Annotated in this window: 20 protein-coding genes and 1 pseudogene; 10 read left to right on the forward strand and 11 right to left on the reverse strand. The window is 61.7% G+C overall.

All coding sequences use genetic code 11. The annotated features are described in order from the left end of the window. Window positions 1–2: 2 nt before the first annotated feature. The 7 genes and pseudogenes from pcaH to J3P85_RS06420 form a co-directional block, all read left to right on the forward strand. The gene (pcaH, locus tag J3P85_RS06390) at window positions 3–707 is read left to right on the forward strand and encodes a protocatechuate 3,4-dioxygenase subunit beta (protein ID WP_434705245.1); all 705 of its coding nucleotides are present in this window, start codon (window positions 3–5) and stop codon (window positions 705–707) included. 1 nt (window position 708) lies between these two features. Then, window positions 709–1275, forward strand: coding sequence for a protocatechuate 3,4-dioxygenase subunit alpha (gene pcaG, locus J3P85_RS06395; protein ID WP_186704485.1), 567 nt, complete (start codon window positions 709–711; stop codon window positions 1273–1275). A 282-nt stretch (window positions 1276–1557) separates the two neighbouring features. Further along, the gene (locus J3P85_RS06400) at window positions 1558–2853 is read left to right on the forward strand and encodes an MFS family transporter (RefSeq protein WP_434705246.1); all 1296 of its coding nucleotides are present in this window, start codon (window positions 1558–1560) and stop codon (window positions 2851–2853) included. Between the two features lie 144 nt (window positions 2854–2997). Continuing rightward, window positions 2998–4362 carry a 3-carboxy-cis,cis-muconate cycloisomerase gene (locus J3P85_RS06405; RefSeq protein WP_434705247.1) on the forward strand — a complete coding sequence of 455 codons (1365 nt, stop codon included), beginning with the start codon at window positions 2998–3000 and terminating at the stop codon, window positions 4360–4362. Between the two features lie 12 nt (window positions 4363–4374). Then, window positions 4375–5175: a 3-oxoadipate enol-lactonase gene (pcaD, locus tag J3P85_RS06410; RefSeq protein ID WP_434705248.1), complete on the forward strand. Its 801-nt coding sequence runs from the start codon at window positions 4375–4377 to the stop codon at window positions 5173–5175. A 10-nt stretch (window positions 5176–5185) separates the two neighbouring features. Continuing rightward, window positions 5186–5578, forward strand: coding sequence for a 4-carboxymuconolactone decarboxylase (gene pcaC / locus J3P85_RS06415; protein ID WP_030142291.1), 393 nt, complete (start codon window positions 5186–5188; stop codon window positions 5576–5578). 338 nt (window positions 5579–5916) lie between these two features. Continuing rightward, window positions 5917–6223, forward strand: a pseudogene (locus J3P85_RS06420) (hypothetical protein); the annotation flags it as partial. 370 nt (window positions 6224–6593) lie between these two features. On the opposite strand, the gene J3P85_RS06425 reads toward J3P85_RS06420, so the two are convergent. Next, window positions 6594–7847 carry an OprD family porin gene (locus tag J3P85_RS06425; protein WP_186704490.1) on the reverse strand — a complete coding sequence of 418 codons (1254 nt, stop codon included), beginning with the start codon at window positions 7845–7847 and terminating at the stop codon, window positions 6594–6596. A gap of 967 nt (window positions 7848–8814) precedes the next feature. After that, window positions 8815–8979: a hypothetical protein gene (locus J3P85_RS06430; protein WP_434706453.1), complete on the reverse strand. Its 165-nt coding sequence runs from the start codon at window positions 8977–8979 to the stop codon at window positions 8815–8817. A gap of 376 nt (window positions 8980–9355) precedes the next feature. On the opposite strand from J3P85_RS06430, the gene J3P85_RS06435 reads away from it, so the two are divergent. Continuing rightward, window positions 9356–9700 carry a DUF6124 family protein gene (locus J3P85_RS06435; protein ID WP_434705249.1) on the forward strand — a complete coding sequence of 115 codons (345 nt, stop codon included), beginning with the start codon at window positions 9356–9358 and terminating at the stop codon, window positions 9698–9700. Window positions 9701–9911: 211 nt separating this feature from the next. Here J3P85_RS06435 and adeC read toward each other — a convergent pair whose 3' ends face one another. Genes adeC through J3P85_RS06450 form a run of 3 tightly spaced genes read right to left on the reverse strand, consistent with a single transcriptional unit; the run spans window position 9912 to window position 15691 of the window. Further along, the gene (gene adeC / locus J3P85_RS06440; protein WP_434705250.1) at window positions 9912–11369 is read right to left on the reverse strand and encodes an AdeC/AdeK/OprM family multidrug efflux complex outer membrane factor; all 1458 of its coding nucleotides are present in this window, start codon (window positions 11367–11369) and stop codon (window positions 9912–9914) included. Continuing rightward, on the reverse strand, window positions 11366–14530 hold the full coding sequence (emhB, locus tag J3P85_RS06445) for an efflux RND transporter permease subunit EmhB (protein ID WP_434705251.1): 3165 nt from the start codon (window positions 14528–14530) through the stop codon (window positions 11366–11368). Before emhB ends, adeC begins: the two co-directional genes overlap by 4 nt. Before the next feature lie 3 nt (window positions 14531–14533). Beyond that, window positions 14534–15691 (reverse strand): efflux RND transporter periplasmic adaptor subunit, encoded by a 1158-nt coding sequence (locus J3P85_RS06450; RefSeq protein WP_207967129.1) that lies wholly within the window; start codon window positions 15689–15691, stop codon window positions 14534–14536. 267 nt (window positions 15692–15958) lie between these two features. Between J3P85_RS06450 and J3P85_RS06455 the strand changes: the two genes are divergently transcribed. Next, window positions 15959–16591 (forward strand): TetR family transcriptional regulator, encoded by a 633-nt coding sequence (locus J3P85_RS06455; protein WP_186704494.1) that lies wholly within the window; start codon window positions 15959–15961, stop codon window positions 16589–16591. A gap of 371 nt (window positions 16592–16962) precedes the next feature. Here J3P85_RS06455 and J3P85_RS06460 read toward each other — a convergent pair whose 3' ends face one another. The 4 genes from J3P85_RS06460 to J3P85_RS06475 form a co-directional block, all read right to left on the reverse strand. After that, entirely contained in the window at window positions 16963–17589 is a 627-nt protein-coding gene (locus J3P85_RS06460) for a hypothetical protein (protein WP_434705253.1), read from the reverse strand. 163 nt (window positions 17590–17752) lie between these two features. After that, the gene (locus tag J3P85_RS06465; RefSeq protein WP_411386715.1) at window positions 17753–18802 is read right to left on the reverse strand and encodes an alkene reductase; all 1050 of its coding nucleotides are present in this window, start codon (window positions 18800–18802) and stop codon (window positions 17753–17755) included. Between the two features lie 34 nt (window positions 18803–18836). Continuing rightward, window positions 18837–20003, reverse strand: coding sequence for an MFS transporter (locus tag J3P85_RS06470; RefSeq protein ID WP_434705254.1), 1167 nt, complete (start codon window positions 20001–20003; stop codon window positions 18837–18839). A 17-nt stretch (window positions 20004–20020) separates the two neighbouring features. After that, window positions 20021–20323, reverse strand: coding sequence for an ArsR/SmtB family transcription factor (locus J3P85_RS06475; protein ID WP_434705255.1), 303 nt, complete (start codon window positions 20321–20323; stop codon window positions 20021–20023). A 156-nt stretch (window positions 20324–20479) separates the two neighbouring features. On the opposite strand from J3P85_RS06475, the gene J3P85_RS06480 reads away from it, so the two are divergent. Continuing rightward, on the forward strand, window positions 20480–21064 hold the full coding sequence (locus tag J3P85_RS06480; RefSeq protein WP_250965516.1) for an ACP phosphodiesterase: 585 nt from the start codon (window positions 20480–20482) through the stop codon (window positions 21062–21064). 113 nt (window positions 21065–21177) lie between these two features. On the opposite strand, the gene J3P85_RS06485 is transcribed toward J3P85_RS06480, so the two are convergent. Beyond that, entirely contained in the window at window positions 21178–21972 is a 795-nt protein-coding gene (locus J3P85_RS06485) for a lysophospholipid acyltransferase family protein (protein ID WP_434705257.1), read from the reverse strand. Further along, on the reverse strand, window positions 21972–22727 hold the full coding sequence (olsB, locus tag J3P85_RS06490; RefSeq protein ID WP_434705258.1) for an L-ornithine N(alpha)-acyltransferase: 756 nt from the start codon (window positions 22725–22727) through the stop codon (window positions 21972–21974). The genes J3P85_RS06485 and olsB overlap by 1 nt, the downstream gene beginning before the upstream one ends. Between the last annotated feature and the right edge of the window lie 41 nt (window positions 22728–22768).

Raw genomic sequence — 22768 nt, forward strand, 5'->3', positions numbered from 1 at the left:
TCATGACTGACAAGCCTGGTTATCGTCGCCCCCAAGCGGGCACCCAGCCGGAGTATCTGCACCCGCCGTACCAGTCCACCAACCTGCGCTCGCCGTCCAAGCCGTTGGTGTTCCTGCCCCATTCGCTGTCGGAAATTACCGGCCCGACGGTAGGCGCCGACCGCTTGCAGGAAAAGGACCACGACCTGACCGCCCAGCATGCCGGCGAGCCACTGGGGGAGCGGATCATTATTCACGGGCGGGTGCTGGATGAGCACGGCGAGCCGGTGCCCGGCATCCTGGTGGAAATCTGGCAGGCCAACGCCGCCGGCCGCTATAACCATGACCGTGACGACCATGACGCGCCGCTGGACCCGAACTTCACCGGCACCGGTCGCACCGTGACCGATGCCAACGGCTGGTATCAGTTCCAGACCATCAAGCCCGGCGCTTATCCGTGGGGCAACCATCACAACGCCTGGCGCCCGGCGCATATCCATTTCTCACTGTTCGGGCCGAGCATCCTGACGCGCCTGGTGACGCAGATGTATTTCCCGGGCGATCCCTTGCTGGAATACGACCCGATCTACAACTGCGTGCCGGACACCCGCGCCAAGGAGCGCCTGATCGCCCGTTTCGACCTGGAAAAAACCGTCCCTCACTACGCCCTCGGTTACCGCTGGGACATCGTCTTGCGCGGCCGCGATGCCACGCCGATGGAGAAATAAGATGACGCTCACCGCCACCACGTCCCATACCGTTGGCCCTTACTACCACATCGGCCTGACCTGGCTGAACCGCGAAGACCTGACCGTTGCCCAAACCCTTGGCCAACGCGTGGCGATCACCGGGCAGGTGGTCGACGGTAATGGCCAGTTCGTCAACGATGCGATGCTGGAAGTCTGGCAGGCCAACGCCGCCGGCAAATACGCCCACCCGGAAGACGACCAGGACAAGCCCCTGGACCCGCACTTCGAAGGCTTCGGCCGAGTGCCGGTGGACGCCGAAGGGCGCTTCCGCTTCACCACCATCAAGCCGGGCACGGTGCCAGGGCTGGGCGGTACGACCCAGGCGCCGCATCTGGTCGTGCTGGTGTTCGCACGTGGGCTGGTCAAGCATTTGCTGACACGCATCTACTTTGACGGCGAGCAGGCCAACGAAGCTGACCCGCTGCTGGCCTGCGTCCCCGAGGAGCGCCGCGGCACCCTCGTCGCCAAGCCCGATGCGTCGGGCGTGTATCAGTGGAACGTGATCCTGCAGGGCACGGATGCCGAGACGGTGTTCTTCGATTACTGAGTGATGGGCGATCTTGTGGCGAGGGAGCTTGCTCCCGCTCGGCTGCGAAGCAGTCGCAAACCCGGCTACCACGACCGGCCTGATACACCGGGTCGTCAGCTTGGGCTTGCTGCGCAAGCCAGCGGGAGCAAGCTCCCTCGCCACAGAGATGATGCAACCCTGTGGGAGCGAGCTTGCTCGCGATGGCGGTAGTACAGGCACTACAGGTTGAAAAACTGTTTGTGGAACGGGAGTTTTACGAAGTGTGTCTAGACTTCGTCAGCCCCAACGAGTGAATAACCCATGACCATCCCAATCAGCCACTACACCGGTGAAGAACGCAGCAAGCGCATCTTCGCCATCGTCGGTGCTTCATCCGGCAACCTGGTCGAATGGTTCGACTTCTACGTGTATGCGTTCTGTGCGATTTATTTCGCGCCGGCGTTCTTCCCCTCGGACAACCCGACGGTGCAACTGGTCAACACGGCCGGTGTGTTCGCCGCCGGGTTCCTGATGCGCCCCATCGGCGGTTGGATTTTCGGTCGGGTGGCGGATCGCCACGGGCGCAAGAATTCGATGATGATCTCGGTGCTGATGATGTGCTTCGGCTCGTTGCTCATCGCCTGCCTGCCCACCTACAAGGACATTGGTGTCTGGGCGCCGGTGCTGCTGTTGCTCGCGCGCTTGCTGCAAGGCCTGTCGGTGGGCGGCGAATACGGCACCACCGCCACCTACATGAGCGAAGTGGCCCTCAAAGGTCAGCGCGGCTTCTTCGCCTCGTTCCAGTACGTGACGCTGATTGGCGGGCAGCTGCTGGCGGTGTCGCTGGTGGTGGTCCTGCAACAGTTTCTCAACGAGGACGAACTGCGTGCCTACGGTTGGCGGATTCCGTTCGTGGTAGGCGCCGCGGCGGCGTTGATTTCCCTGCTCCTGCGGCGTTCCCTGAAAGAAACCAGCAGCAAGGAAATGCGCGAGAACAAGGACGCCGGCAGCATCGCCGCGCTGTTTCGCGACCACAAGGCGGCGTTTATCACCGTGCTCGGCTACACCGCCGGTGGTTCGCTGATTTTTTACACCTTCACCACCTACATGCAGAAATACCTGGTGAACACCGCGGGCCTGCATGCCAAGACCGCCAGCTACATCATGACCGGCGCGCTGTTCCTCTATATGTGTATGCAACCGCTGTTCGGCATGCTGGCGGACAAGATCGGCCGGCGTAACTCCATGCTTTGGTTCGGTGGCCTGGGAGCGTTGTGCACGGTGCCGATCCTGCTGACGCTCAAAAGCATCAGCAGCCCGTTCCTGGCGTTTGTCCTGATTACGTTGGCGCTGGCGATCGTCAGTTTCTATACCTCCATCAGCGGCCTGGTGAAAGCCGAAATGTTTCCACCTGAAGTGCGGGCACTGGGAGTAGGGTTGGCTTACGCGGTGGCCAATGCGATTTTTGGCGGATCGGCCGAATACGTCGCCTTGAGCCTGAAGGCCCAAGGCATGGAAAACGCCTTTTATTGGTATGTCACGGTGATGATGGTGGTGGCGTTCCTGTTCAGCCTGCGCCTGCCCAAGCAGCCGGCATATTTGCACCATGACCTGTGAGTGGTGAACCTAAGGCTTGTTAGATTCATTGTGGCGAGGGAGCTTGCTCCCGCTGGGCTGCGCAGCAGTCCTCTCTTGTGAGTGCTTCGCACTCAAGCGGGAGCAATCTCTGGCCAGAGGCATCCATTTTTCGAAGGACTGTTTATGAGCGAACGACCGGGCAATCAGCTGTTCGATGCCTACTTCACCGCCCGCGACATGCGCGAGGTGTTCTGCGATGCAGGGCGGGTGCAGGCCATGCTGGACGTGGAGGCCGCATTGGCCCGGGCCCAAGCGCGAATGGGCGTGATTCCCCAGGACGCGGTGGCGCCGATCGAGAACGCCTGCCGTGCCCAGTTGTACGATTTTTCGGCGTTGAGCGAAGCGATTGCCAGTGCCGGCAACTCGGCGATTCCGCTGGTCAAGGCGCTCGGCAAACACATCGCCACCCAGAGCGCCGAGGCTGAACGTTATGTCCACCTGGGCGCCACCAGCCAGGACGTGATGGACAGCGGATTGGTGCTGCAACTGCGCCGAGCGTTGGACTTGATCGAGGCAGAGCTGGCGCAGCTGGCCGCCACCCTGGCCCGACAAGCCGAGCGCTACGCCGCCACACCGCTGGCCGGGCGCACTTGGTTGCAACACGCAACCCCGGTCACCCTGGGCATGAAGATCGCCGGTTGGCTGGGGGCGATCACCCGCAGTCGCCAGCGCTTGCGGGAACTCAAGCCGCGTTTGCTGGTGCTGCAATTCGGCGGCGCCTCCGGAACGCTCGCCGCCTTGGGTGAACAGGCGCTGCCGGTCGCCGAAGCCCTGGCCGCCGAGTTGCAACTGAACCTGCCTGAGCAACCGTGGCACACCCAGCGCGATCGCCTGGTGGAGTTCGGCGCGGTGCTGGGGTTGATCGCCGGCAGCCTGGGCAAATTGGGGCGCGACATCAGCCTGTTGATGCAGACCGAGGCCGGCGAAGCGTTCGAGCCTTCTGCACCGGGCAAGGGTGGTTCGTCGACGATGCCGCACAAGCGCAACCCGGTGGGCGCGGCGGTGCTGATCGGCGCGGCGACACGCGTGCCTGGCCTGTTGTCGACGCTGTTCAGCGCCATGCCTCAGGAGCACGAGCGCAGCCTGGGCCTGTGGCACGCCGAATGGGAAACCCTGCCGGAGATCTGCTGCCTGGTCTCCGGCGCCTTGCAACAGGCGCGACTGCTGGCCGAAGGGCTGGAAGTGGACACGGCGCGCATGGCCCGCAACCTGGAACTGACCCAGGGGTTGGTGCTGGCCGAAGCGGTGAGCATCGTCCTGGCCCAGCGGGTTGGCCGTGACACCGCCCATCATCTGCTGGAGCAATGCTGCAAGCGCGCCGTGGCCGAACAGCGGCATTTGCGCGCGGTGCTGGGAGACGAACCCCAGATCAACGCGCAGTTATCCGCGACCGAGCTCGACCACCTGCTCGACCCGGCCCACTACCTCGGCCAGGCCCAGACCTGGGTCGCCCGAGCCGTGGCCGAACACCTTGCCTTGAATGCCTGAAAGGAGATTGTTGTGGGATTCGTCAAACTCGCCGAGGGCGATCTGAACTACCGATTGGACGGGCCGCAAGACGCCCCGGTGCTGGTGCTCTCCAACTCCCTGGGCACCGACCTGCACATGTGGGACGAGCAGATCCCGGCCTTCAGCGAACATTTTCGCGTGCTGCGTTTCGACACCCGTGGTCATGGCCAGTCGCTGGTGACCGAAGGCCCCTACAGCATTGAACAGCTGGGCCACGATGTGCTGGCAATGCTTGATCAGTTGAACATCGACAAGGTGCATTTCTGCGGCTTGTCGATGGGGGGCTTGATCGGTCAGTGGCTGGGCATCAATGCCGGTGAACGCCTGCACAAACTGGTGGTGTGCAACACCGCGGCCAAGATCGGCGACCCGTCGATGTGGAACCCGCGCATCGAAACCGTGCTGCGTGACGGCAAGGATGCGATGGTGGCGTTGCGCGATGCGTCGATTGCCCGCTGGTTTACCCCCGACTTTGCCAAGGCCCAGCCTGCGACGGCGAAAAAAATCACTGACATGCTGGCCGCGACCTCGCCCCAGGGTTATGCCGCCAACTGCGCGGCGGTACGTGATGCCGATTTTCGCGAGCAGTTGTCATCGATTCGCGTGCCGCTGCTGGTGATCGCCGGCACCGAAGATGCGGTGACGCCACCGTCGGGTGGGCACTTTATCCAAGAGCGCGTCAATGGCGCCGAGTACGCCGAGTTTCCTGCCGCGCACCTGTCCAACGTCCAGGCCGGTGCTGCATTCAGCGCTCGGGTCTTGGATTTCCTGCTTGATTCCGGCCGCACCTGAGGAGTTTCCTGTGGACGAGAAACAACGTTACGACGAAGGCATGCAAGTACGCCGCGCGGTGCTGGGCGATGCCCACGTCGATCGCAGCCTCAATGCCCTGACCGAGTTCAACAGCGAATTCCAGGAGATGATCACCCGTCACGCCTGGGGCGACATCTGGACCCGCCCGGGCCTGCCGCGCCATACCCGTAGCCTGATTACTATCGCCATGCTGATCGGCATGAACCGCAACGAAGAACTCAAGCTGCACCTGCGCGCCGCCGCCAACAATGGCGTAAGCCGCAGCGAGATCAAGGAAGTGATCATGCAGAGCGCCATTTACTGCGGCATTCCGGCGGCCAATGCCACCTTCCACCTGGCCGAATCCGTCTGGGACGAACTGGGTGTCGAATCGCGGGGTTAAGACATACCTCGATTCCTGTGGGAGCGAGCCTGCTCGCGAAAGCGGTGGGTCAGCTTGCATCGATGTTGAATGTGATGACGCCATCGCGAGCAAGCTCGCTCCCACACACTGATCTCCAGCGGCCATTGAATCTGCGTACACCGCCAATCCCCTGTGGGAGCGAGCTTGCTCGCGAAAGCGGTGGGTCAGCTTGCATCGATGTTGAATGTGATGACGTCATCGCGAGCAGGCTCGCTCCCACACTGATCTCCAGCGGCCATTGAATCTGCGTACACCGCCAATCCCCTGTGGGAGCGAGCTTGCTCGCGAAAGCGGTGGGTCAGCTTGCATCGATGTTGAATGTGATGACGCCATCGCGAGCAAGCTCGCTCCCACACACTGATCTCCAGCGGCCATTGAATCTGCGTACACCGCCAATCCCCTGTGGGAGCGAGCTTGCTCGCGAAAGCGGTGGGTCAGCTTGCATCGATGTTGAATGTGATGACGCCATCGCGAGCAGGCTCGCTCCCACGCTGATCTCCAGCGGCCATTGAATCTGCGTACACCGCCAATCCCCTGTGGGCGCGAGCTTGCTCGCGAAAGCGGTGGGGTCAGCTTGCATCGATGTTGAATGTGATGACGCCATCGCGAGCAAGCTCGCTCCCACACTGATCTCCAGCGGCCATTGAATCTGCGTACACCGCCAATCCCCTGTGGGAGCGAGCTTGCTCGCGAAAGCGGTGGGTCAGCTTGCATCGATGTTGAATGTGATGACGCCATCGCGAGCGGGCTCGCTCCCACACTGATCTCCAGCGGCCATTGAGTTCGCGTACACCGCCAATCCCCTGTGGGAGCGAGCTTGCTCGCGAAAGCGGTGGGTCAGCTTGCATCGATGTTGAATGTGATGACGCCATCGCGAGCAAGCTCGCTCCCACACTGATCTCCAGCGGCCATTGAATCTGCGTCCACCGCCAATCCCCTGTGGGAGCGAGCCTGCTCGCGATTCGGTGGTGCAGCCTCCCTCTATGCTTGGCTTCTACAGTAGGCTAATCGGATAGCTGACGATCAACCGGTTCTCATCGAATTCATTGGTGCTGTAATCCCGGCGCATCGTCGAGTTACGCCATTTCACATTCAGGCTCTTCAGCACACCGCTCTGCACGGTGTAGGCCAGCTCACTTTCGCGGCCCCATTCCTTGCCATCGTCAACGGTGGCGGTGTGCACGTTGTCGCCGCTGATGTAGCGGTTCATCAGGGTCAGGCCCGGCACGCCGACAGCGGCGAAGTTGAAGTCATGGCGCACTTGCCAGGATTTTTCCTTGGCGTTGTCGTAGCTGGAGTTGTAGCTGTCGTTCGCCAGGGTGCCGCCGCTGGTGCCGTTGACGCGCATCCAGGCATCATCGCCGCCGACTTTCTGCAGGCCGACGTAGAAGGTGTTGCCGCCGTATTTGGCCGAGAGCATGGCGAACGCGGTTTTGTTGTCCAGGTCGCCGGCCAGCGCACTGCCGTTTTCCTTACCGGTGAAGTAACCAAGGTTGGCGCCCAGGGTCCAGTCGCCCATGGGCTGGCTGTGGGTCAGGTTGAAATATTGCTGTTGGTAGATGTCGGACAGTTCCGCGTACCAGACGCCGACCTGGGTGCGTTTTTCGTTGAAGGCGTATTCGCCGCCACCGAAGTTGAAACGGTCGGAGGTGAACGCGCCGCGGCCGTTCATCGACATGTCTTCCATGCTCGCGTCGTTGCGCGGGCTGTTGCCACGGAACTGGCCGCCGTAGAGGCTCAGGCCGTTGATTTCGGTGGAGGTGACCTGGCCGCCGCGGAAGGTTTGCGGCAGGGAACGACCGTCGTCGGAACGCAGGATCGGCAACACCGGCATCCATTCACCGACCTTCAGCTCAGTCTTCGAGACCTTGGCCTTGAGGGCCACGCCCAGGCGACCGAAGTCATCGGCGGGGCGACCGTCATCGTGTACCGGCAGCAGTTGTGTACCTGCCGTGCCACGACCGCCGTCGAGCTTGACCGAGTACATCCCCAGTACGTCCACGCCGAAACCGACCGTGCCTTGGGTGAAGCCGGACTTGGCGTCGAGAATGAAGCTCTGGGTCCACTCTTCAGCCTTGCCTTGGGCATTGTTCGGGTTGGTGAAGTTGCGGTTGAGGTAGAAGTTGCGCAGGTTCAGCGTGGCCTTGGCATCTTCGACGAATCCCGATTCCGCGGCCAGGACGGGCAGGGCGGTGCTGGCCAGGGCGACGGCGATGAGGCTGGGGAACAGGTGCTGTGTGGGCTTCATGGGCGTTGTCTCTTGTTTTTTGTGGGCGAGGCGAGTTGTTGCCGCAACCGTGGGTTACGAACATTGCGGTGGAGCCGGAGGATTAAAACGATCGAGGATCAGCCGGACGGAGCGGGGCGCAGAGGCATGGCGTCGAACCTGTTGTTATTGGTTTTGTGTGAGGGATGGTGAAGGGCGGCCTGGGATCGGTTCAATTGCCGTTTGCGGGTTTTGGGCGATTATCGAACGGCAAAACGGCCGATTGGATGGTCGCAATGCCTTGTGGGAGCGAGCTTGCTCGCGATGGCGGTCTGTCAGCTGGCTTTGCTCTTATCGACTGGGTACATATCCGTTTTCGTGGTAACGGCTACTTAGGGTTCAGCCCTGACGGCGGCTCACTTTTGAGAAGCGCAAAAGTAAGCAAAACGCTCCTGCCCCACCACTCGGTGCCTCGCTAGGGCTCGGCATGCCCTCACTCCGGCATTGCTCCGTGGGCCGCCGCGAAGGGCCATCCATGGCCCAGCGCGGCTATCCCGGCATCCATGCCGGGATGCCCACTGCACAATGCCTGCGTTCGGCCAGCGTGGTTAATGGGGCGCGGAGATCAACGTCCACCACGAGGCGGCCTAGTAGCCGACCTGGCTCTCCCGGTCGTACACCCGTCAGATCTGTGGGAGCAAAGCTTGCTCGCGAGGCGGCCTGACAGCCGACCTGGCTCTGGCGGCTGTACTTCAATCCAAGTGTGGGAGTGAGCTTGCTCGCGAAGGCGGCCTAACAGTCGACCGGGTTCTGGCAGCTGTACTTCGGCCCAACTGTGGGAGCGAGCTTGCTCGCGAAGGCGGCCTGACAACCGACCAAGTTCTGACGGCTCTACTTCAATCCAAGTGTGGGTGTCACAGTCGGTGGCGATGTGGAATTTGCCGACCTCTTCGCGAGCAAGCCCGCTCCCACAGGAGGAACGCGGTCTCCTCAAGAACCAGGTCGGCTACTAGGCCGCCTCGCGGTGGACGTTGATCTCAGGCGCCCCGTTAACCACGATGGCCGCACGCAGGCATTGCGCAGTGGGCACCTCGGCATGGATGCCGAGGTAGTCGCGCTGGGCCATGGATGGCCCTTCGCGGCGGCCCACGGAGCAATGCCGGAGTGCGGGCATGCCAAGCCTAGGCGAGGCACTGAGTGGTGGGGCAGGAGCGTTTTGCTTACTTTTGCGCTCTTCAAAAGTGAGCCGCCGTCAGGGCGGAACCCTAAGTCGCCGTTACCGAGAAAATGGATATGTACTCAATCAAAAACATCCTGGCCGACTGACAGGCCGCCATCGCGAGCAAGCTCGCTCCCACAAGATTTGTGGCCGGTCTGACAGACGCGGCGATTTTTCCGACGAGGTTTTAAGGTTGCCGCTCGGAAGCGATATCTCTAGCTTGTTCGTGTCGCTGTCAATTCAGCGACCGGGACTGCAAGCCCGCCGAATTCGTTAGGCGCCAGCGCCCGGACCCAACGTCTCGGGCTCCAATTGATACAGGAGCGCCGCTATGAAAAGACATCATCCTTCTTCAGAATCCACCTTCCCCTACAACGACCCCGATCCGGAAAAGCTCCAAGAAGCCGCGGACCGAGCGCTCGATTACCATCTGGGCACCCAGCCTGATCCAAAACCCCAAACCTCAACTCAGGTGTTCACCGTCATCGATACCCTCGACACCGAGTGCCTACTGGCAAATCTCAGCGAAACCCTGGCCTCCGCCAGTGCCATGGTCAACGACCTGGCGTTCGATCTAGAAGGCTCGCGGCGGTATGTCGCGCTAGGCGTGGCGCAGATGATTGACTTGAGTGAATTGTTGGCCAATCGAGCACTGGATATCGTCGACCCGCGTTGACCAGTGTGGCGAGGGGATTTAGCGAAACGTCGCATCGCATCGCCCCGCAGGGCTGTGGGAGCAAAGCTTGCTCGCGAAACAGGCGCCTCGGTTCCTGAAAGACCGCATCGCCATCATTGCGAGCAAGCTCGCTCCCACATAGGCCAGCGTTAAAAGGTGCGCAAACAAAAAGCCCACCTTGCGGTGGGCTTCGTGTTTCAACACTCAGACATCAGAACAGTTTCATCGGCGGCGCTTTCTCCGCCACCGGCTCGTTCTTGCCCGTCTCGGCATTCCAACCACCGCCCAGTGCCTTGTACAAATTGACCTCGCTGGTCAGTTGCGCAAGACGGTCGGTGATCAGCGATTGCTGCGCGCTGAACAACTGGCGCTGGGCATCGAGGAAGGTCAGGTTGCTGTCGACGCCGATGCGGTAGCGACGCTCAGCCAGGCGGTAGTAGTCCTGGTTGGCGGCGACGAAATCGGTCTGGGCCTGCAACTGCTCGTTGTAGGTCTGGCGTGCGGCCAGGCCGTCGGAGACTTCCTGGAACGCGGTCTGAATCGACTTCTCGTACTGCGCGACGTTGATGTCTTTCTGAATCTTCGCGTAATCCAGGCTCGCTCGCAGGCTGCCGGCATTGAAGATCGGCAGGTTGATCTGCGGCGCGAAGCTCCAGGTGCCCGAACCGCCCTTGAACAGGCCGGACAGGTCCGGGCTCAGGGTGCCGGCGTTGGCCGTCAGGCTGATGCTCGGGAAGAACGCGGCCCGAGCGGCGCCGATGTTGGCGTTGGCGGCGAGCAGGTTGCGTTCGGCCTGGAGAATGTCCGGACGACGTTGCAGCAGGTCCGATGGCAGCCCGGCCGGTACTTCGCTGAGCAGGTCATCGCTCAACGGTTGCGCGTTCAGGTTGGCCGGCAGGCCGGTGCCCAGCAGCAGGGTCAGGCTGTTCTCATCCTGGGCGACTTGGCGAGTGTAGCGGGCCAGTTGCACGCGGGCGTTTTCCACGGCGGTGCGCGCCTGGCTCAAGTCCAGGGCCGAGGCCACGCCGACTTCGGCGCTGCGCGAAGTCAGCTTGAAGCTTTGCTCGTAGGCGCCGAGGGTTTCCTGGGTCAGCTTGAGCAGTTCCTTGTCGGCTTGCCAGGTCAGGTAGGCATTGGCGACGTTGGCCACCAGGCTGATCTGGGTGCTGCGCCGGGCTTCTTCGGTGGCGAAGTAGCTTTGCAGCGCTTGCTCGCTCAGGCTGCGAACCCGACCGAACAGGTCCAGTTCATAGGCGCTGATGCCCAAGGTCGCCGAGTAGGAACTGGTGATCGCCGCTTCGCCGGTCTGCGAAGCCCGTGCCGGTACCCGCTGGCGGTTGCCGGCGCCGGTGGCCGAGACCGCCGGGAACAGGTCCGCGCGCTGGATGCGGTATTGCGCGGCGTAGGCATCGATGTTCAGCGCCGCGACGCGCAGGTCGCGGTTGTTTTCCAGGGCGACCTGGATCAGCTGTTGCAACGCCGGGTCATGGAAAAACTGCTTCCAGCCTTGCTCGGCGGCGGCCTGGCCGGGCGCCTTGGCGGCCTCGTAGGCCGGCCCTTGCGGGTATTGCGCCGCAACCGGTGCGTCGGGCCGCTGGTAGTCGGGGATCAGCGAGCAACCGCTGAGCACGACGGCGGCGATGGTCAGGGAGAGTAGCGACTTGCTCATTGGCCAGCCTCTTTGGAAGTTTCAGGAGTGTTGTCCTGGTCGATATTTTTGCGACGACCCATCGACGACACGGTCACGAAGAACAAGGGCACCCAGAAGATCGCCAGGATAGTCGCGGTGAGCATACCGCCGATCACACCCGTACCGATGGCATGTTGGCTGCCCGAACCGGCACCCGTGGAAATCGCCAGCGGAACCACACCGAGGACGAACGCCAGGGACGTCATGATGATCGGCCGCAGACGCATCCTACAGGCTTCGATGGCGGCTTCCACCAGGGTTCGGCCCTGTTCGTGGAGTTCCTTGGCGAACTCCACGATCAGAATGGCGTTTTTCGCCGCCAGGCCGATGGTGGTCAGCAAGCCCACCTGGAAGTACACGTCGTTGGACAGGCCGCGCAGACTGGTCGCCATCAGCGCCCCGATGATCCCCAGGGGCACCACGAGCATGACCGCGATCGGAATCGACCAGCTTTCATACAGCGCCGCGAGGCACAGGAACACCATCAGCAGCGACAAGGCATACAACGCCGGCGCCTGGGAGCCCGACAGACGTTCCTCGTAGGACAGGCCCGTCCAGGAAATACCCACACCGGCCGGCAACTTCTTGGCGATGGCTTCGACTTCGGCCATGGCTTCACCGGTGGAGTAGCCTGGGGCCGGGGCACCGAGGATTTCCATCGCTTCCACACCGTTGTAGCGGGCCAGTTTTGGCGAACCATAGACCCACTCGCCCTTGGCGAACGCCGTGAACGGCACCATGGTCCCGGCGCTGTTGCGCACGTACCACTTCTGCAAGTCCTCGGGGCTCATGCGGGCACCGGGTTGACCCTGCACGTACACTTTCTTCACCCGACCACGGTCGATGAAGTCGTTCACGTAGCTACTGCCCAAGGCAATCGACAGGGTGTTGTTGATGTCCGACAGGGTGATGCCCAGCGCGCTGGCCTTCTCGTCGTCGATTTCCAGCTGGTATTGCGGCTCGTCGTTCAGGCCGTTCGGACGCACCTGGGAGAGGATCTTGCTCTGGGAAGCCATCCCCAGGAACTGGTTGCGGGCCTCCATCAGCTTGTCGTGGCCGATACCGGCACGGTCCTGCAGGAACACGTCGAAACCGGTGGCGTTACCCAGTTCCAGCACTGCCGGCGGGGCGAAGGCGAACACCATCGCGTCACGGAACGTGAAGAAGTGCTGCTGGGCGCGGGCCGCGAGCTTGAACACGCTGTTGTCGGCGTTACGCTCCTCCCATGGCTTGAGCATGATGAAGGCCATGCCGGAGCTCTGGCCGCGACCGGCGAAGTTGAAGCCGGTCACCGTGAACACCGACGCCACCGCATCGCCTTCGCCGCCGTCCTTGCTTGGACGCAGCAGGAACTCACGCATCTTGTCCACCACCACCTGGGTGCGCTCGGCACTGGAACCGGCCGGGGTCTGCACCTGGGCGAACAGCACGCCCTGGTCTTCTTCGGGCAGGAACGCCGTCGGGATGCGGGTGAACAGCCAGATCATGCCAACCACGATGAGCACGTAGGCCAGCAGGTACGGGGCCTTGTGCTTGAGCATATTGCCAACGCCACGCTCGTAGCTGCGAACGCCACGGTCGAAATTGCGGTTGAACCAGCCGAAGAAGCCGCGTTTCGGTGTGCCGTGCTCACCCTTGGGGATCGGCTTGAGCATGGTGGCGCACAGGGCCGGGGTGAAGATCAACGCCACCAGGACCGACAAGGCCATGGCCGAGACGATGGTGATGGAGAACTGTTTGTAGATCACGCCGGTGGAACCGCTGAAGAACGCCATCGGCAACAGCACCGCCGACAGCACCAGCGCGATACCCACCAACGCACCCTGGATCTGCCCCATGGACTTCTTGGTGGCTTCCTTGGGTGACAGGCCTTCTTCGCTCATCACCCGTTCGACGTTTTCCACCACGACGATGGCATCGTCCACCAGCAAGCCGATGGCCAGTACCATGCCGAACATGGTCAGGGTGTTGATGCTGAAGCCGGCCGCCGCGAGGATGCCGAACGTACCCAGCAACACCACCGGCACCGTCATCGTAGTGATGATGGTGGCGCGGAAGTTCTGCAGGAACAGGAACATCACCAGGAACACCAGCGCGACCGCTTCGACCAGGGTTTCAACCACACCCTTGATCGACTCGCTCACCACCGGCGTGGTGTCGTACGGGAACACCACTTCCACGCCTTGCGGGAAGAACGGCTTGAGATCGTCGATGGTCTTGCGCAGAGCCTTGGCTGTGTCGAGGGCGTTGGCGCCGGTGGCCAGCTTGACCGCCAGGCCCGACGCCGGGGCGCCGTTGAACTGGGCGCTGACACTGTAGTTCTCACCGCCCAGGCCCACATCGGCGACGTCGCCGACGCGCACTTGCGAGCCGTCCGGGTTGACCTTGAGCAGGATCGCCTTGAACTGCTCGGCGGTCTGCAGACGGGTCTTGCCGATGATGGTGGCGTTCAGTTGCTGGCCGGGCAGGGCAGGCAAGCCGCCAAGTTGGCCGGACGAGACCTGGACGTTTTGCGCGGCAATGGCATTTTTCACGTCCACCGGGGTCAGGTTGAAGTTGTTCAACTTGGCCGGGTCGAGCCAGATCCGCATGGCGTACTGGGCACCGAAGACCTGGAAGTCACCGACACCCGCAGTACGCGAGATCGGGTCTTGCAGGTTGGACACGATGTAGTTGGCCAAGTCGTCCTTGGTCATGCTGCCGTCACGCGACACCACGCCGATGACCATGAGGAAGTTCTTCACCGCCTTGGTCACGCGGATACCCTGCTGCTGCACTTCTTGCGGCAACAGCGGGGTGGCCAGGTTCAACTTGTTCTGGACCTGGACCTGGGCGGTATCGGAGCTGGTGCCCTGTTCGAAGGTCGCGGTGATGGTCATGCTGCCGTCGGAGTTACTTTCCGACGATACATAACGCAGGTTGTCGATACCGTTGAGCTGCTGCTCGATCACCTGCACCACGGTGTCCTGCACGGTTTGCGCGGACGCGCCCGGGTAGGTCACCTGGATCGCAATGGCCGGTGGCGCGATGCTCGGGTATTGGTTGATCGGCAACTTGAGGATCGATAAAGCCCCGACCAGCATGATCACCAGGGCGATCACCCAGGCGAAAATCGGACGGTCGATAAAAAATTTCGACATGGTTTACTCCCCTTTGCCTTCGGCTGCTTTATCAGCTGCCTGAGCGGGGGCCGGGTTCTGGGTGTTGACGTTGGTGGCTTCGGTGGCTTTGACTTCCACCCCCGGCCGTACGTACTGCAACCCTTCGGTGATCAGGCGATCGCCAGCCTTGAGCCCGTCTTCGATCAGCCACTGGCTGCCGACGGTGCGGCTGGCCTTGAGCTGGCGCAGTTCGACTTTGTTGTCGGCGCCCACGACCATGGCGGTCGGCATGCCCTTGAGGTCGCGGGTCACGCCTTGTTGCGGTGCCAGGATCGCCGCGCTGTTCACACCTGCCTGCAATTGGGCGTGGACGAACATGCCCGGCAGCAGGGTGTGGTCAGGGTTGGGGAACACGGCGCGCAAGGTCACCGAACCGGTGGTCTGGTCAACCGAGACTTCGGAGAACTCCAACTTGCCTTCGTGCGGATACTGGCTGCCGTCTTCCAGGGTCAGCTTGACCATGGCGGCGTTCTCACCGGCCTTTTGCAGACGACCGCTTTCCAGCTCGCGGCGCAGTTGCAGCAGCTCGACCGAGCTCTGCGTCACGTCGACGTAGATCGGGTCCAGTTGCTGGATGGTCGCCAGGGCGTCGGTCTGGCCGTTACTGACCAGCGCACCCTCGGTCACCGAGGAGCGACCGATGCGACCGGAAATCGGCGCATAGACCTTGGTGTAGCGCACGTTGATCTGGGCTGTCTGCAGGTTGGCTTCCGACTCCAGGCGATTGGCCACGGCGGTGTCGTATTCCTGGCGGCTCACCGCCTGTTCGTCCACCAGTTGCTTGTAGCGGTCGGCAATCGACTTGGTGGAACGCAGGTTGGCCTCGGCGCTCTTGAGAGTCGCTTCATAGACAGCCGGATCGATCTGATACAGCTGCTGGCCGGCCTTGACGTCGGCGCCTTCCTTGAACAAGCGCTTGAGAATGATCCCGTTGACCTGTGGCCGTACTTCCGCGACGCGGAACGCGCTGGTGCGGCCCGGCAGTTCCGAGGTCAAGGTGAAGGGCTGGGTCTTGAGGGTTACGACGCCGACCTGAGGAGGGGGAGCAGCAGGTGCAGCCTCTTCCTTTTTGCATCCGCTGAGCAGCGATGCCAGGGCGATGGCGGTAACCAGAGCAGTAACAGCTGGCTTGAATTGCATGGAAATCCTCGGGTCCAGGCGCGCAACGGGCGCACTCGAAAGGTGGAAAGGTAAAAAAGCAGCAGTAATTCAATTAGTAGGATGCTAAGAAATATACTTACGTACACGGTTGTTTGTAAACAGCCAAATTGCGTAATATCCGGATTTACAAAAGCCTGACAAAGGCCAGCGTAGATCGGCGACGCGCTCCAAGGGACGTCGCCTCATATTTTATTCAGCTGATTCTTACGCATTGCTGACCGCATCCTGATTGAGGTGTTTACTGCCATGGTCCGTCGTACCAAAGAGGAAGCCCAGGAGACTCGCAGCCAGATCCTCGAAGCCGCCGAAAAGGCCTTTTTCGAGCGTGGCGTGGCGCGTACAACCCTGGCTGACATCGCGACACTGGCCGGTGTGACGCGCGGGGCCATCTATTGGCATTTCAGCAACAAGGCGGATTTGCTCCAGGCGATGCTCGATACCCTGCACGAGCCGCTCGACGAGTTGGCCCGTGCCAGTGAGAGTGAAGAGGAGCTTGACCCGCTGGGCTGTATTCGCAAGCTGCTGGTCCGGTTGTTCCAGCAAGTGGCCCTGGACCCGAAAACCCGACGCATTAATGAGATCCTGTTCCATAAGTGTGAATTCACCGATGAAATGTGCGATTTGCGCCAGCAGCGACGCGAGGTCAGCCTCGACTGCAATGTGCGCATCGCCCTGTCATTGCGCAATGCGATGAAGCGTGGCCAGTTGCCGGATGATCTGGACCCGGAAAGGGCGGCAGTCGCCATTCATGCCTACATCGATGGCATCCTGTACCAGTGGCTGCTGGCCCCCGACAGCTTCGCCCTGGCGGGTGAGGCCGAGCGTTGGGTGGAGATCGGGCTGGACATGCTGCACCTGAGCCCTAGCCTGCGCAAATGAAACAAAATGCGTAATTGCGTCGGTTTGTGTCAATACAGCGCGTAAGGGTGCTTTTATAAACCGACGTTGGCGCGGTTGGTAGGCAATTGGCGGCGAATTTTGTAGGAAATTTGTTTCGCGCTGGTAAACGTGTAGGAATAATTCGCTCGGCAAGGCTGTCCGAACAGGTCAGTAGAGACTCCGCCAGACTGCCTTGGCGAGACGGTAATTCTGTTCACTTAAGACAAATGATGAACCTGTGGCGAGGGAGCTTGCTCCCGCTGGGCTGCGTAGCGGCCCCATTTTGTGAGCGCTTCGCACTCAAGCGGGAGCAAGCTCCCTCGCCACAGATAAGCCTTAAGTGAACAGCATTACCGGCGAGGCTGCATTTTTCAGCTCAGCGTGAGTTCCACGGTAAAACCATAAGGTTCTTCATTGGCTGTGCGAGTGATTCGAGTCGTGCATTGGATCGGGCTCATTCCAATGGAGGTTACTTGGTGGGTCCGGACGGGTGTCAGCGTTGGTGAAATAACACCGAAGGACGTATTGACGCGCAAACCGAAGTCAAAGCGAAAGCCAAACTCTTCATCGCCGAACACAATGAAGTGTTTGAACATGTCCTTACTGCGACTGCCCAGGCGTCGGCTATAAGCAAGGTCGAACTTCAACGCTTGGATATCCCAAGGAAGAATCGCTGAAAAGTTCTGCCTGTCCGCATTCGAATGCAGATTGTGTTCACTGACTTCAAAGTCCAAGTCGGTATGATTGATCAATTTAACGACGAGACGAGTGCGGTTCGGGTCGACGCGTTCCTGTTCCCAGGCCTGGATCTGCTTATTGATCTTGTCATTCTGGCTCGCTTTCTCCATCAGCGCCGTGAGCATCGACATGTACTCTTGCGTATCGAGTGATCTGAGGTACTGGGACAACACGGCCAACGGTGCCCAGTTGAATTGAGCGGCGAAGACTTCATAAATACTTTTGTCGGCCTGTGGGCTGTTTTCAGGGGCGGCGTTCATTTGAAATCCTTTTCAAAGAGAGTGATTGCAAGACGTTTTGTCTTGTTGCTGGTGATAATAAGAAGGGTTGAAGGGACTTTAGAAGTTTGGATGTTTGACGGGATATTTAGCGCACATAAAAAAGCCCTGGCTCTTTCGAGGCAGGGCTTTTGTTTTTTACGACTTACATCACTGGATAATCGATATAACCCACCGGCCCCTTGCCATAGAAGGTCTCCGGATGCGCTTCGTTCAGCGGCGCATCGGCTTGCAGGCGTGCCGGCAGATCCGGGTTGGCAATGAACGGCACGCCGAAGGCCACGGCGTCAGCCTTGCCTTCTGCCAGCCAGGCATTGGCGCTCTCTTTGGTAAAGCGTTCGTTGGCGATGTACGGGCCGCCGAAAGCCTGCTTGAGTTGTGGGCCGATGCTGTCTTCGCCCTCCTTCTCACGGGAGCAGATGAAGGCGATGCCACGCTTGCCGAGTTCGCGAGCCACGTAGCTGAAGGTTTCCAGGCGGTTCTCGTCACCCATGTCATGGGAGTCGGCGCGTGGCGCCAGGTGCACGCCAACCCGGCCGGCGCCCCAGACTTCGATGGCGGCGTCGGTCACTTCCAGCAGCAGGCGGGCACGGTTTTCCAGGGAGCCGCCGTAGTTGTCGGTGCGCTGGTTGGTGCTGCTTTGCAGGAACTGGTCGAGCAGATAGCCGTTGGCGCCGTGGATCTCCACGCCGTCGAAACCCGCGGCCTTGGCATTCTCGGCACCGACGCGGTAGGCGTCGACGATATCGGCGATTTCAGCGGTTTCCAGTGCGCGCGGCGTTGGGTAGTCGGCCAGCGGACGGACCAGGCTGACGTGGCCCTTGGGCTGGATCGCGCTGGGTGCCACCGGGGTTTCGCCGTTCAGGTAAGACGGATGGGAGATCCGGCCGACGTGCCACAGTTGCAGGAAGATCTTGCCGCCGGCGCCGTGGATCGCCTTGGTGACGTTGGACCAGCCGCGTACCTGGTCGTTGGACCAGATGCCCGGGGTGTCCGGGTAGCCCACGCCCATCGGCGTGACGGAGGTCGCTTCGCTGAGGATCAGGCCAGCGGAGGCGCGTTGCACGTAGTACTCGGCCATCAGCGCATTGGGCACGCGGCCTGCATCGGCGCGGCAACGGGTGAGCGGGGCCATGATGATGCGGTTCTTCAGCTCGATGTCGCCGAGTTTGATGGGGTCGAAAATAGTCGCCATGAAAATACAACCTCGAAAGTGGAAGGGTTAACAGTCAACGAGTTGCCGGGGCCAGGTCGGCATTGCCGCCCTGGCGGAAAGTGATCAGGGTGACCAGCAGCGCCAGCACGGCCAGCGCGCCGGCGGCCAGGGGTACGGCAGTCAGGCCCAGGCCTTGGTCGATGACGCTGCCGCCGACCCAGGCGCCCAGGGCATTGCCGACGTTGAAGGCGCCGATGTTCAGGGTGGAGACCAGGTTGGGCGCATCCTTGCCGAAGGTCACCACGTTGACTTGCAGGGCCGGCACGGCGGCGAAGCAGGCGGTGGCCCAGAGGAACAGGGTGATTTCAGTGGGGACCAGCGCCACGCTGGTCCAGCTCAGCACGGTGGACACCACGGCCATGGTGATGAAGACGCCCATCAAGGTGTTTGCCAGGCTCTTGTCCGCCAGCTTGCCGCCGATAATGTTGCCCAAGGTCAGGCCCAGGCCGATCAGCACCAGAGTCCAGGTCACGCCACGGGGCGATACGCCGGTCACTTCACCCAACAGCGGGGCGACGTAGGTGAAGAGGGTGAACACCGACGCGGAGAACAGCGCGGTCATGCTCAGGGACAGCCACAGACCGGCGCCTTTGAGCGCCACCAGCTCCGAGCGCATGTCGAGTTTTTCTTCGTCGCGCTTGGCCGGCAGGAAGCGGATCAGGCCGATCAATGCCACCACGCCGATAACCGTCACCGCCCAGAAGGTCGAACGCCAGCCGGCTTCCTGGCCCAGTGCGGTGCCCAGCGGCACGCCGAGCACATTGGCCAGGGTCAGGCCGGTGAACATCAAGGCCACGGCCGAGGCGCGCTTGTTGGGCGCCACCAGGCCGGCGGCCACTACCGAGCCAATACCGAAGAACGCACCGTGGCACAGGGCCGTGACGACCCGGGCGAACATCAGCACGTTATAGTCGCTGGCGATGGCGCAGAGCAGGTTGCCGACGATGAAAATCCCCATCAACGCCACCAGGGCGGCCTTGCGCGGCAGCCGGGCGGTGGCCAGGGCCATGAACGGCGCACCGATGGCCACGCCCAGGGCGTAGCCGGTCACCAGCCAGCCGGCGCCGGGAATCGACACGCCCAGGTCGGCCGCCACGTCGGGCAACAGGCCCATGATGACGAACTCGGTGGTGCCGATGGCGAAGGCGCTCAGGGCCAGGATCAGGAGTGAAAGGGGCATGATGGGTCCTTGTCAGGTCAGAGCTCTTGGCTCATTTGCTTGAGGAACTGCTGGATCACGTCCTCGTTGCGTTTGAAGAAGTGCCATTGACCGACCTTCTGGCTGGTGATCAGCCCCGCCCGTTGCAGCACCGCCAAGTGCGCAGACACCGTGGATTGCGACAGGCCGCAACGCTGGTCGATCTGCCCGGCGCAAATGCCGAACTCATGGTTGTGCAACTGGTTGGGGAACTGGACCTTGGGGTCTTTGAGCCAGTTGAGGATGTCTCGCCGTACTGGGTGCGCCAGGGCTTTTATTATTTCGTCGAGGTCGAGGGTCATGGTGGCAGGCTCGGGGTGAGTAAAACGCTATATCGCGATGGGACGAACCTTAAATCGTTACTTCGCGATATACCAATATGGATTTGATCTGAATGCCGAACAAATCGCTATATCGGGTTATAACGATATGGGCGCGGGAGTGCTAAGCTGCGGGCCATGAACTATCTCGCGCACCTGCACCTCGGCGGCCCCGGCCGGGAACAACTGCTCGGCAGCCTCTACGGCGACTTCGTCAAGGGACCGCTGCAAGGGCTCTATGACCCGCGGATCGAAGCGGCGATTGCCTTGCATCGGCGCATCGACATGTACACCGACCGTCATCCGCTGGTGGACATCGCCCTGTCGCGCTTTTCCACGGTGCGACGGCGCTATGCCGGGATCGTGCTCGACGTGTTTTTTGATCATTGCCTGGCCCGGGACTGGCCGTTGTACGGCGAAGAGCCGCTGCTGGATTTCACGTCCCGGGTGTACCAGGTGCTCGGCACCGAACCGCAGTTGCCAGGACGCCTGGCGCACATCGCCCCGCACATGGCGGCGGATGACTGGCTGGGGTCTTATCAGGAATTCGAGGTGTTGGGGCAAGTACTGCGCGGCATTTCTCGCCGCCTGTCCCGTCCCGAGGAACTGGCCGGGGCGATGCCGGAGTTGATCAGGCTCTATGAGCCGTTGAGCGAAGACTTTCGGTTGTTCTATCCGCAGCTTCAGGATTTTGCGTTGAACCAGACGACGCCACAAAACTAATGTGGGAGCGAGCTTGCTCGCGATAGCGGTGTACCAGCCAGCACATCGGCTGAATGTTAAGCCGCTATCGCGAGCAAGCTCGCTCCCACAGGGGATGCTCCGCAGAAATCGGGTCAGGCCGCAATCGCCGCAGGTCGCACCGGCACTGGCTGTTTCTCGGGAATCGCGCCGAACAACGCCTTGTGCACCGCCTGCTGAGCCTGGAAGGCCAGGGCCGCGCGTTCCTGGCCATGGCAGGCAATCGGTTCCAGCAGGTGGATGTGCACCTCGCCCCGATCATTGGCGAACAGGCGCATCAGGTGCGACAGCAAATCATCATCGCCAATGAACGGCGCCAGGGAATCCGGCTCGCCGTTGCGCAGATAACGAATCGCCACCGGTTGCAAGGCGACATCGGCATCGATCGCCGCCGACAACAAGCGACCGTGGAAGGTGCGCAGGGAACGGCCGTCGGTGGTGGTGCCTTCCGGGAACATCAGCAACGGATGGGCCTGTTCCAAGTGGCGGCTCATCTGTTTGCGGATCAGCTGGCTGTCACCCGAGCCGCGACGGATAAACAGGCTGCCGGCCTTGGCAGCCAGCCAGCCGGCGACCGGCCAGGTGCGCACTTCGGCCTTGGACAGGAACGACAGTGGCGTGAGCATGCCCAGCAGCGGGATGTCGGTCCAGGACACATGGTTGCTGACCCAGAGCATCGGTCGTTGCGGCAGTTGACCATGGACGGTGACGGCAAAGGGCAGGGCATGGCTCAGCCGGGCCATGAAGAACCGCGACCAGCGCTGGCGACGCACCATGGAGTTGGCGATCCCCAGGCGTTCGAACAAACCGAACACGCTGGCCATGCTCAGCCCCAGCGTCACCACCAGCAAGACTCGCGCGATACGCGCGTACACCCGCAACCGACTCATCACACCGCTGCCTTGAAGTGACGGGCGTAGCGCGGGCAGAGCTCGTCGCGCTTGAGCAGGATGAACACATCGGCCACCTGGAAATCCTCGTCCCAGCACGGCTCGCCGCAGATCTTCGCGCCCAGGCGCATGTAGGCCTTGAGCAGCGGTGGCATCTCGGCAATGACGTTGGACGGCACGTCCAGGGTCGGCAGTGGTTTTTTCGGCACGGCTTGCAGGTGTTCGGTGCACAGGTAGCGTTCGCGCAGGCGCTGCATGATCGCCTGGGCCTGGATGCCGCCATCCTGCATCGGAATGCTCGCGCAGCCCATCAGGTAGCTGTAGCCGCCTTCGTTCAGGACTTCGGCCAGCTCGCCCCAGAGCACCGCGATGGTGCCACCGTTGCGGTAGGCCGGGTCGACGCAGGTACGGCCGATTTCCAGGATCGGGCCCTTGAGGTGGATCAGGCCGTGGAGGCTGAATTCTTCTTCGCTGTAGAACCGGCCCAGGCTGCTGGCGGCCTGGTGGTCGAGCAGGCGAGTGGTCGCCACGAGGCGGCCGGTGTTCAGGTCGCGTACGCCGATGTGGGCGCAGTGAACATCATAGTCATCCATGTCCAGACCGATTTCCGCGCCTTTGAGCTTGGCGTTGAACTCGCCACTGAAGACGTTGAAGCGCAGGGCCTGGGCTTCTTGCAAGGCGTGGGCGCCGACCAGGCGTTCGGCTTGCAGGCGGCGTTCATTGCCGGTGTCGCTGATGCGGGCGATCTGAGTCATAGCGAATCTCCGTGCGGGCTGTTCAGTTGCAGCCTGTCGAC

Origin of the sequence: Pseudomonas sp. Z1-12 (assembly GCF_051132015.1) — a bacterium.
GTDB classification, from domain to species: domain Bacteria; phylum Pseudomonadota; class Gammaproteobacteria; order Pseudomonadales; family Pseudomonadaceae; genus Aquipseudomonas; species Aquipseudomonas zanjanensis.

Excerpts from the sequence above, each read along its gene's own strand:
- pcaH (WP_434705245.1), top strand. The coding sequence starts at position 3 with ATGACTGACAAGCCTGGTTATCGTCGCCCCCAAGCGGGCACCCAGCCG.
- pcaG (WP_186704485.1), top strand. The coding sequence starts at position 709 with ATGACGCTCACCGCCACCACGTCCCATACCGTTGGCCCTTACTACCAC.
- J3P85_RS06400 (WP_434705246.1), top strand. The coding sequence starts at position 1,558 with ATGACCATCCCAATCAGCCACTACACCGGTGAAGAACGCAGCAAGCGC.
- J3P85_RS06405 (WP_434705247.1), top strand. The coding sequence starts at position 2,998 with ATGAGCGAACGACCGGGCAATCAGCTGTTCGATGCCTACTTCACCGCC.
- J3P85_RS06425 (WP_186704490.1), bottom strand. The coding sequence starts at position 7,847 with ATGAAGCCCACACAGCACCTGTTCCCCAGCCTCATCGCCGTCGCCCTG.
- J3P85_RS06430 (WP_434706453.1), bottom strand. The coding sequence starts at position 8,979 with ATGCCCGCACTCCGGCATTGCTCCGTGGGCCGCCGCGAAGGGCCATCC.
- J3P85_RS06435 (WP_434705249.1), top strand. The coding sequence starts at position 9,356 with ATGAAAAGACATCATCCTTCTTCAGAATCCACCTTCCCCTACAACGAC.
- adeC (WP_434705250.1), bottom strand. The coding sequence starts at position 11,369 with ATGAGCAAGTCGCTACTCTCCCTGACCATCGCCGCCGTCGTGCTCAGC.
- emhB (WP_434705251.1), bottom strand. The coding sequence starts at position 14,530 with ATGTCGAAATTTTTTATCGACCGTCCGATTTTCGCCTGGGTGATCGCC.
- J3P85_RS06450 (WP_207967129.1), bottom strand. The coding sequence starts at position 15,691 with ATGCAATTCAAGCCAGCTGTTACTGCTCTGGTTACCGCCATCGCCCTG.
- J3P85_RS06455 (WP_186704494.1), top strand. The coding sequence starts at position 15,959 with ATGGTCCGTCGTACCAAAGAGGAAGCCCAGGAGACTCGCAGCCAGATC.
- J3P85_RS06460 (WP_434705253.1), bottom strand. The coding sequence starts at position 17,589 with ATGAACGCCGCCCCTGAAAACAGCCCACAGGCCGACAAAAGTATTTAT.
- J3P85_RS06465 (WP_411386715.1), bottom strand. The coding sequence starts at position 18,802 with ATGGCGACTATTTTCGACCCCATCAAACTCGGCGACATCGAGCTGAAG.
- J3P85_RS06470 (WP_434705254.1), bottom strand. The coding sequence starts at position 20,003 with ATGCCCCTTTCACTCCTGATCCTGGCCCTGAGCGCCTTCGCCATCGGC.
- J3P85_RS06475 (WP_434705255.1), bottom strand. The coding sequence starts at position 20,323 with ATGACCCTCGACCTCGACGAAATAATAAAAGCCCTGGCGCACCCAGTA.
- J3P85_RS06480 (WP_250965516.1), top strand. The coding sequence starts at position 20,480 with ATGAACTATCTCGCGCACCTGCACCTCGGCGGCCCCGGCCGGGAACAA.
- J3P85_RS06485 (WP_434705257.1), bottom strand. The coding sequence starts at position 21,972 with ATGAGTCGGTTGCGGGTGTACGCGCGTATCGCGCGAGTCTTGCTGGTG.
- olsB (WP_434705258.1), bottom strand. The coding sequence starts at position 22,727 with ATGACTCAGATCGCCCGCATCAGCGACACCGGCAATGAACGCCGCCTG.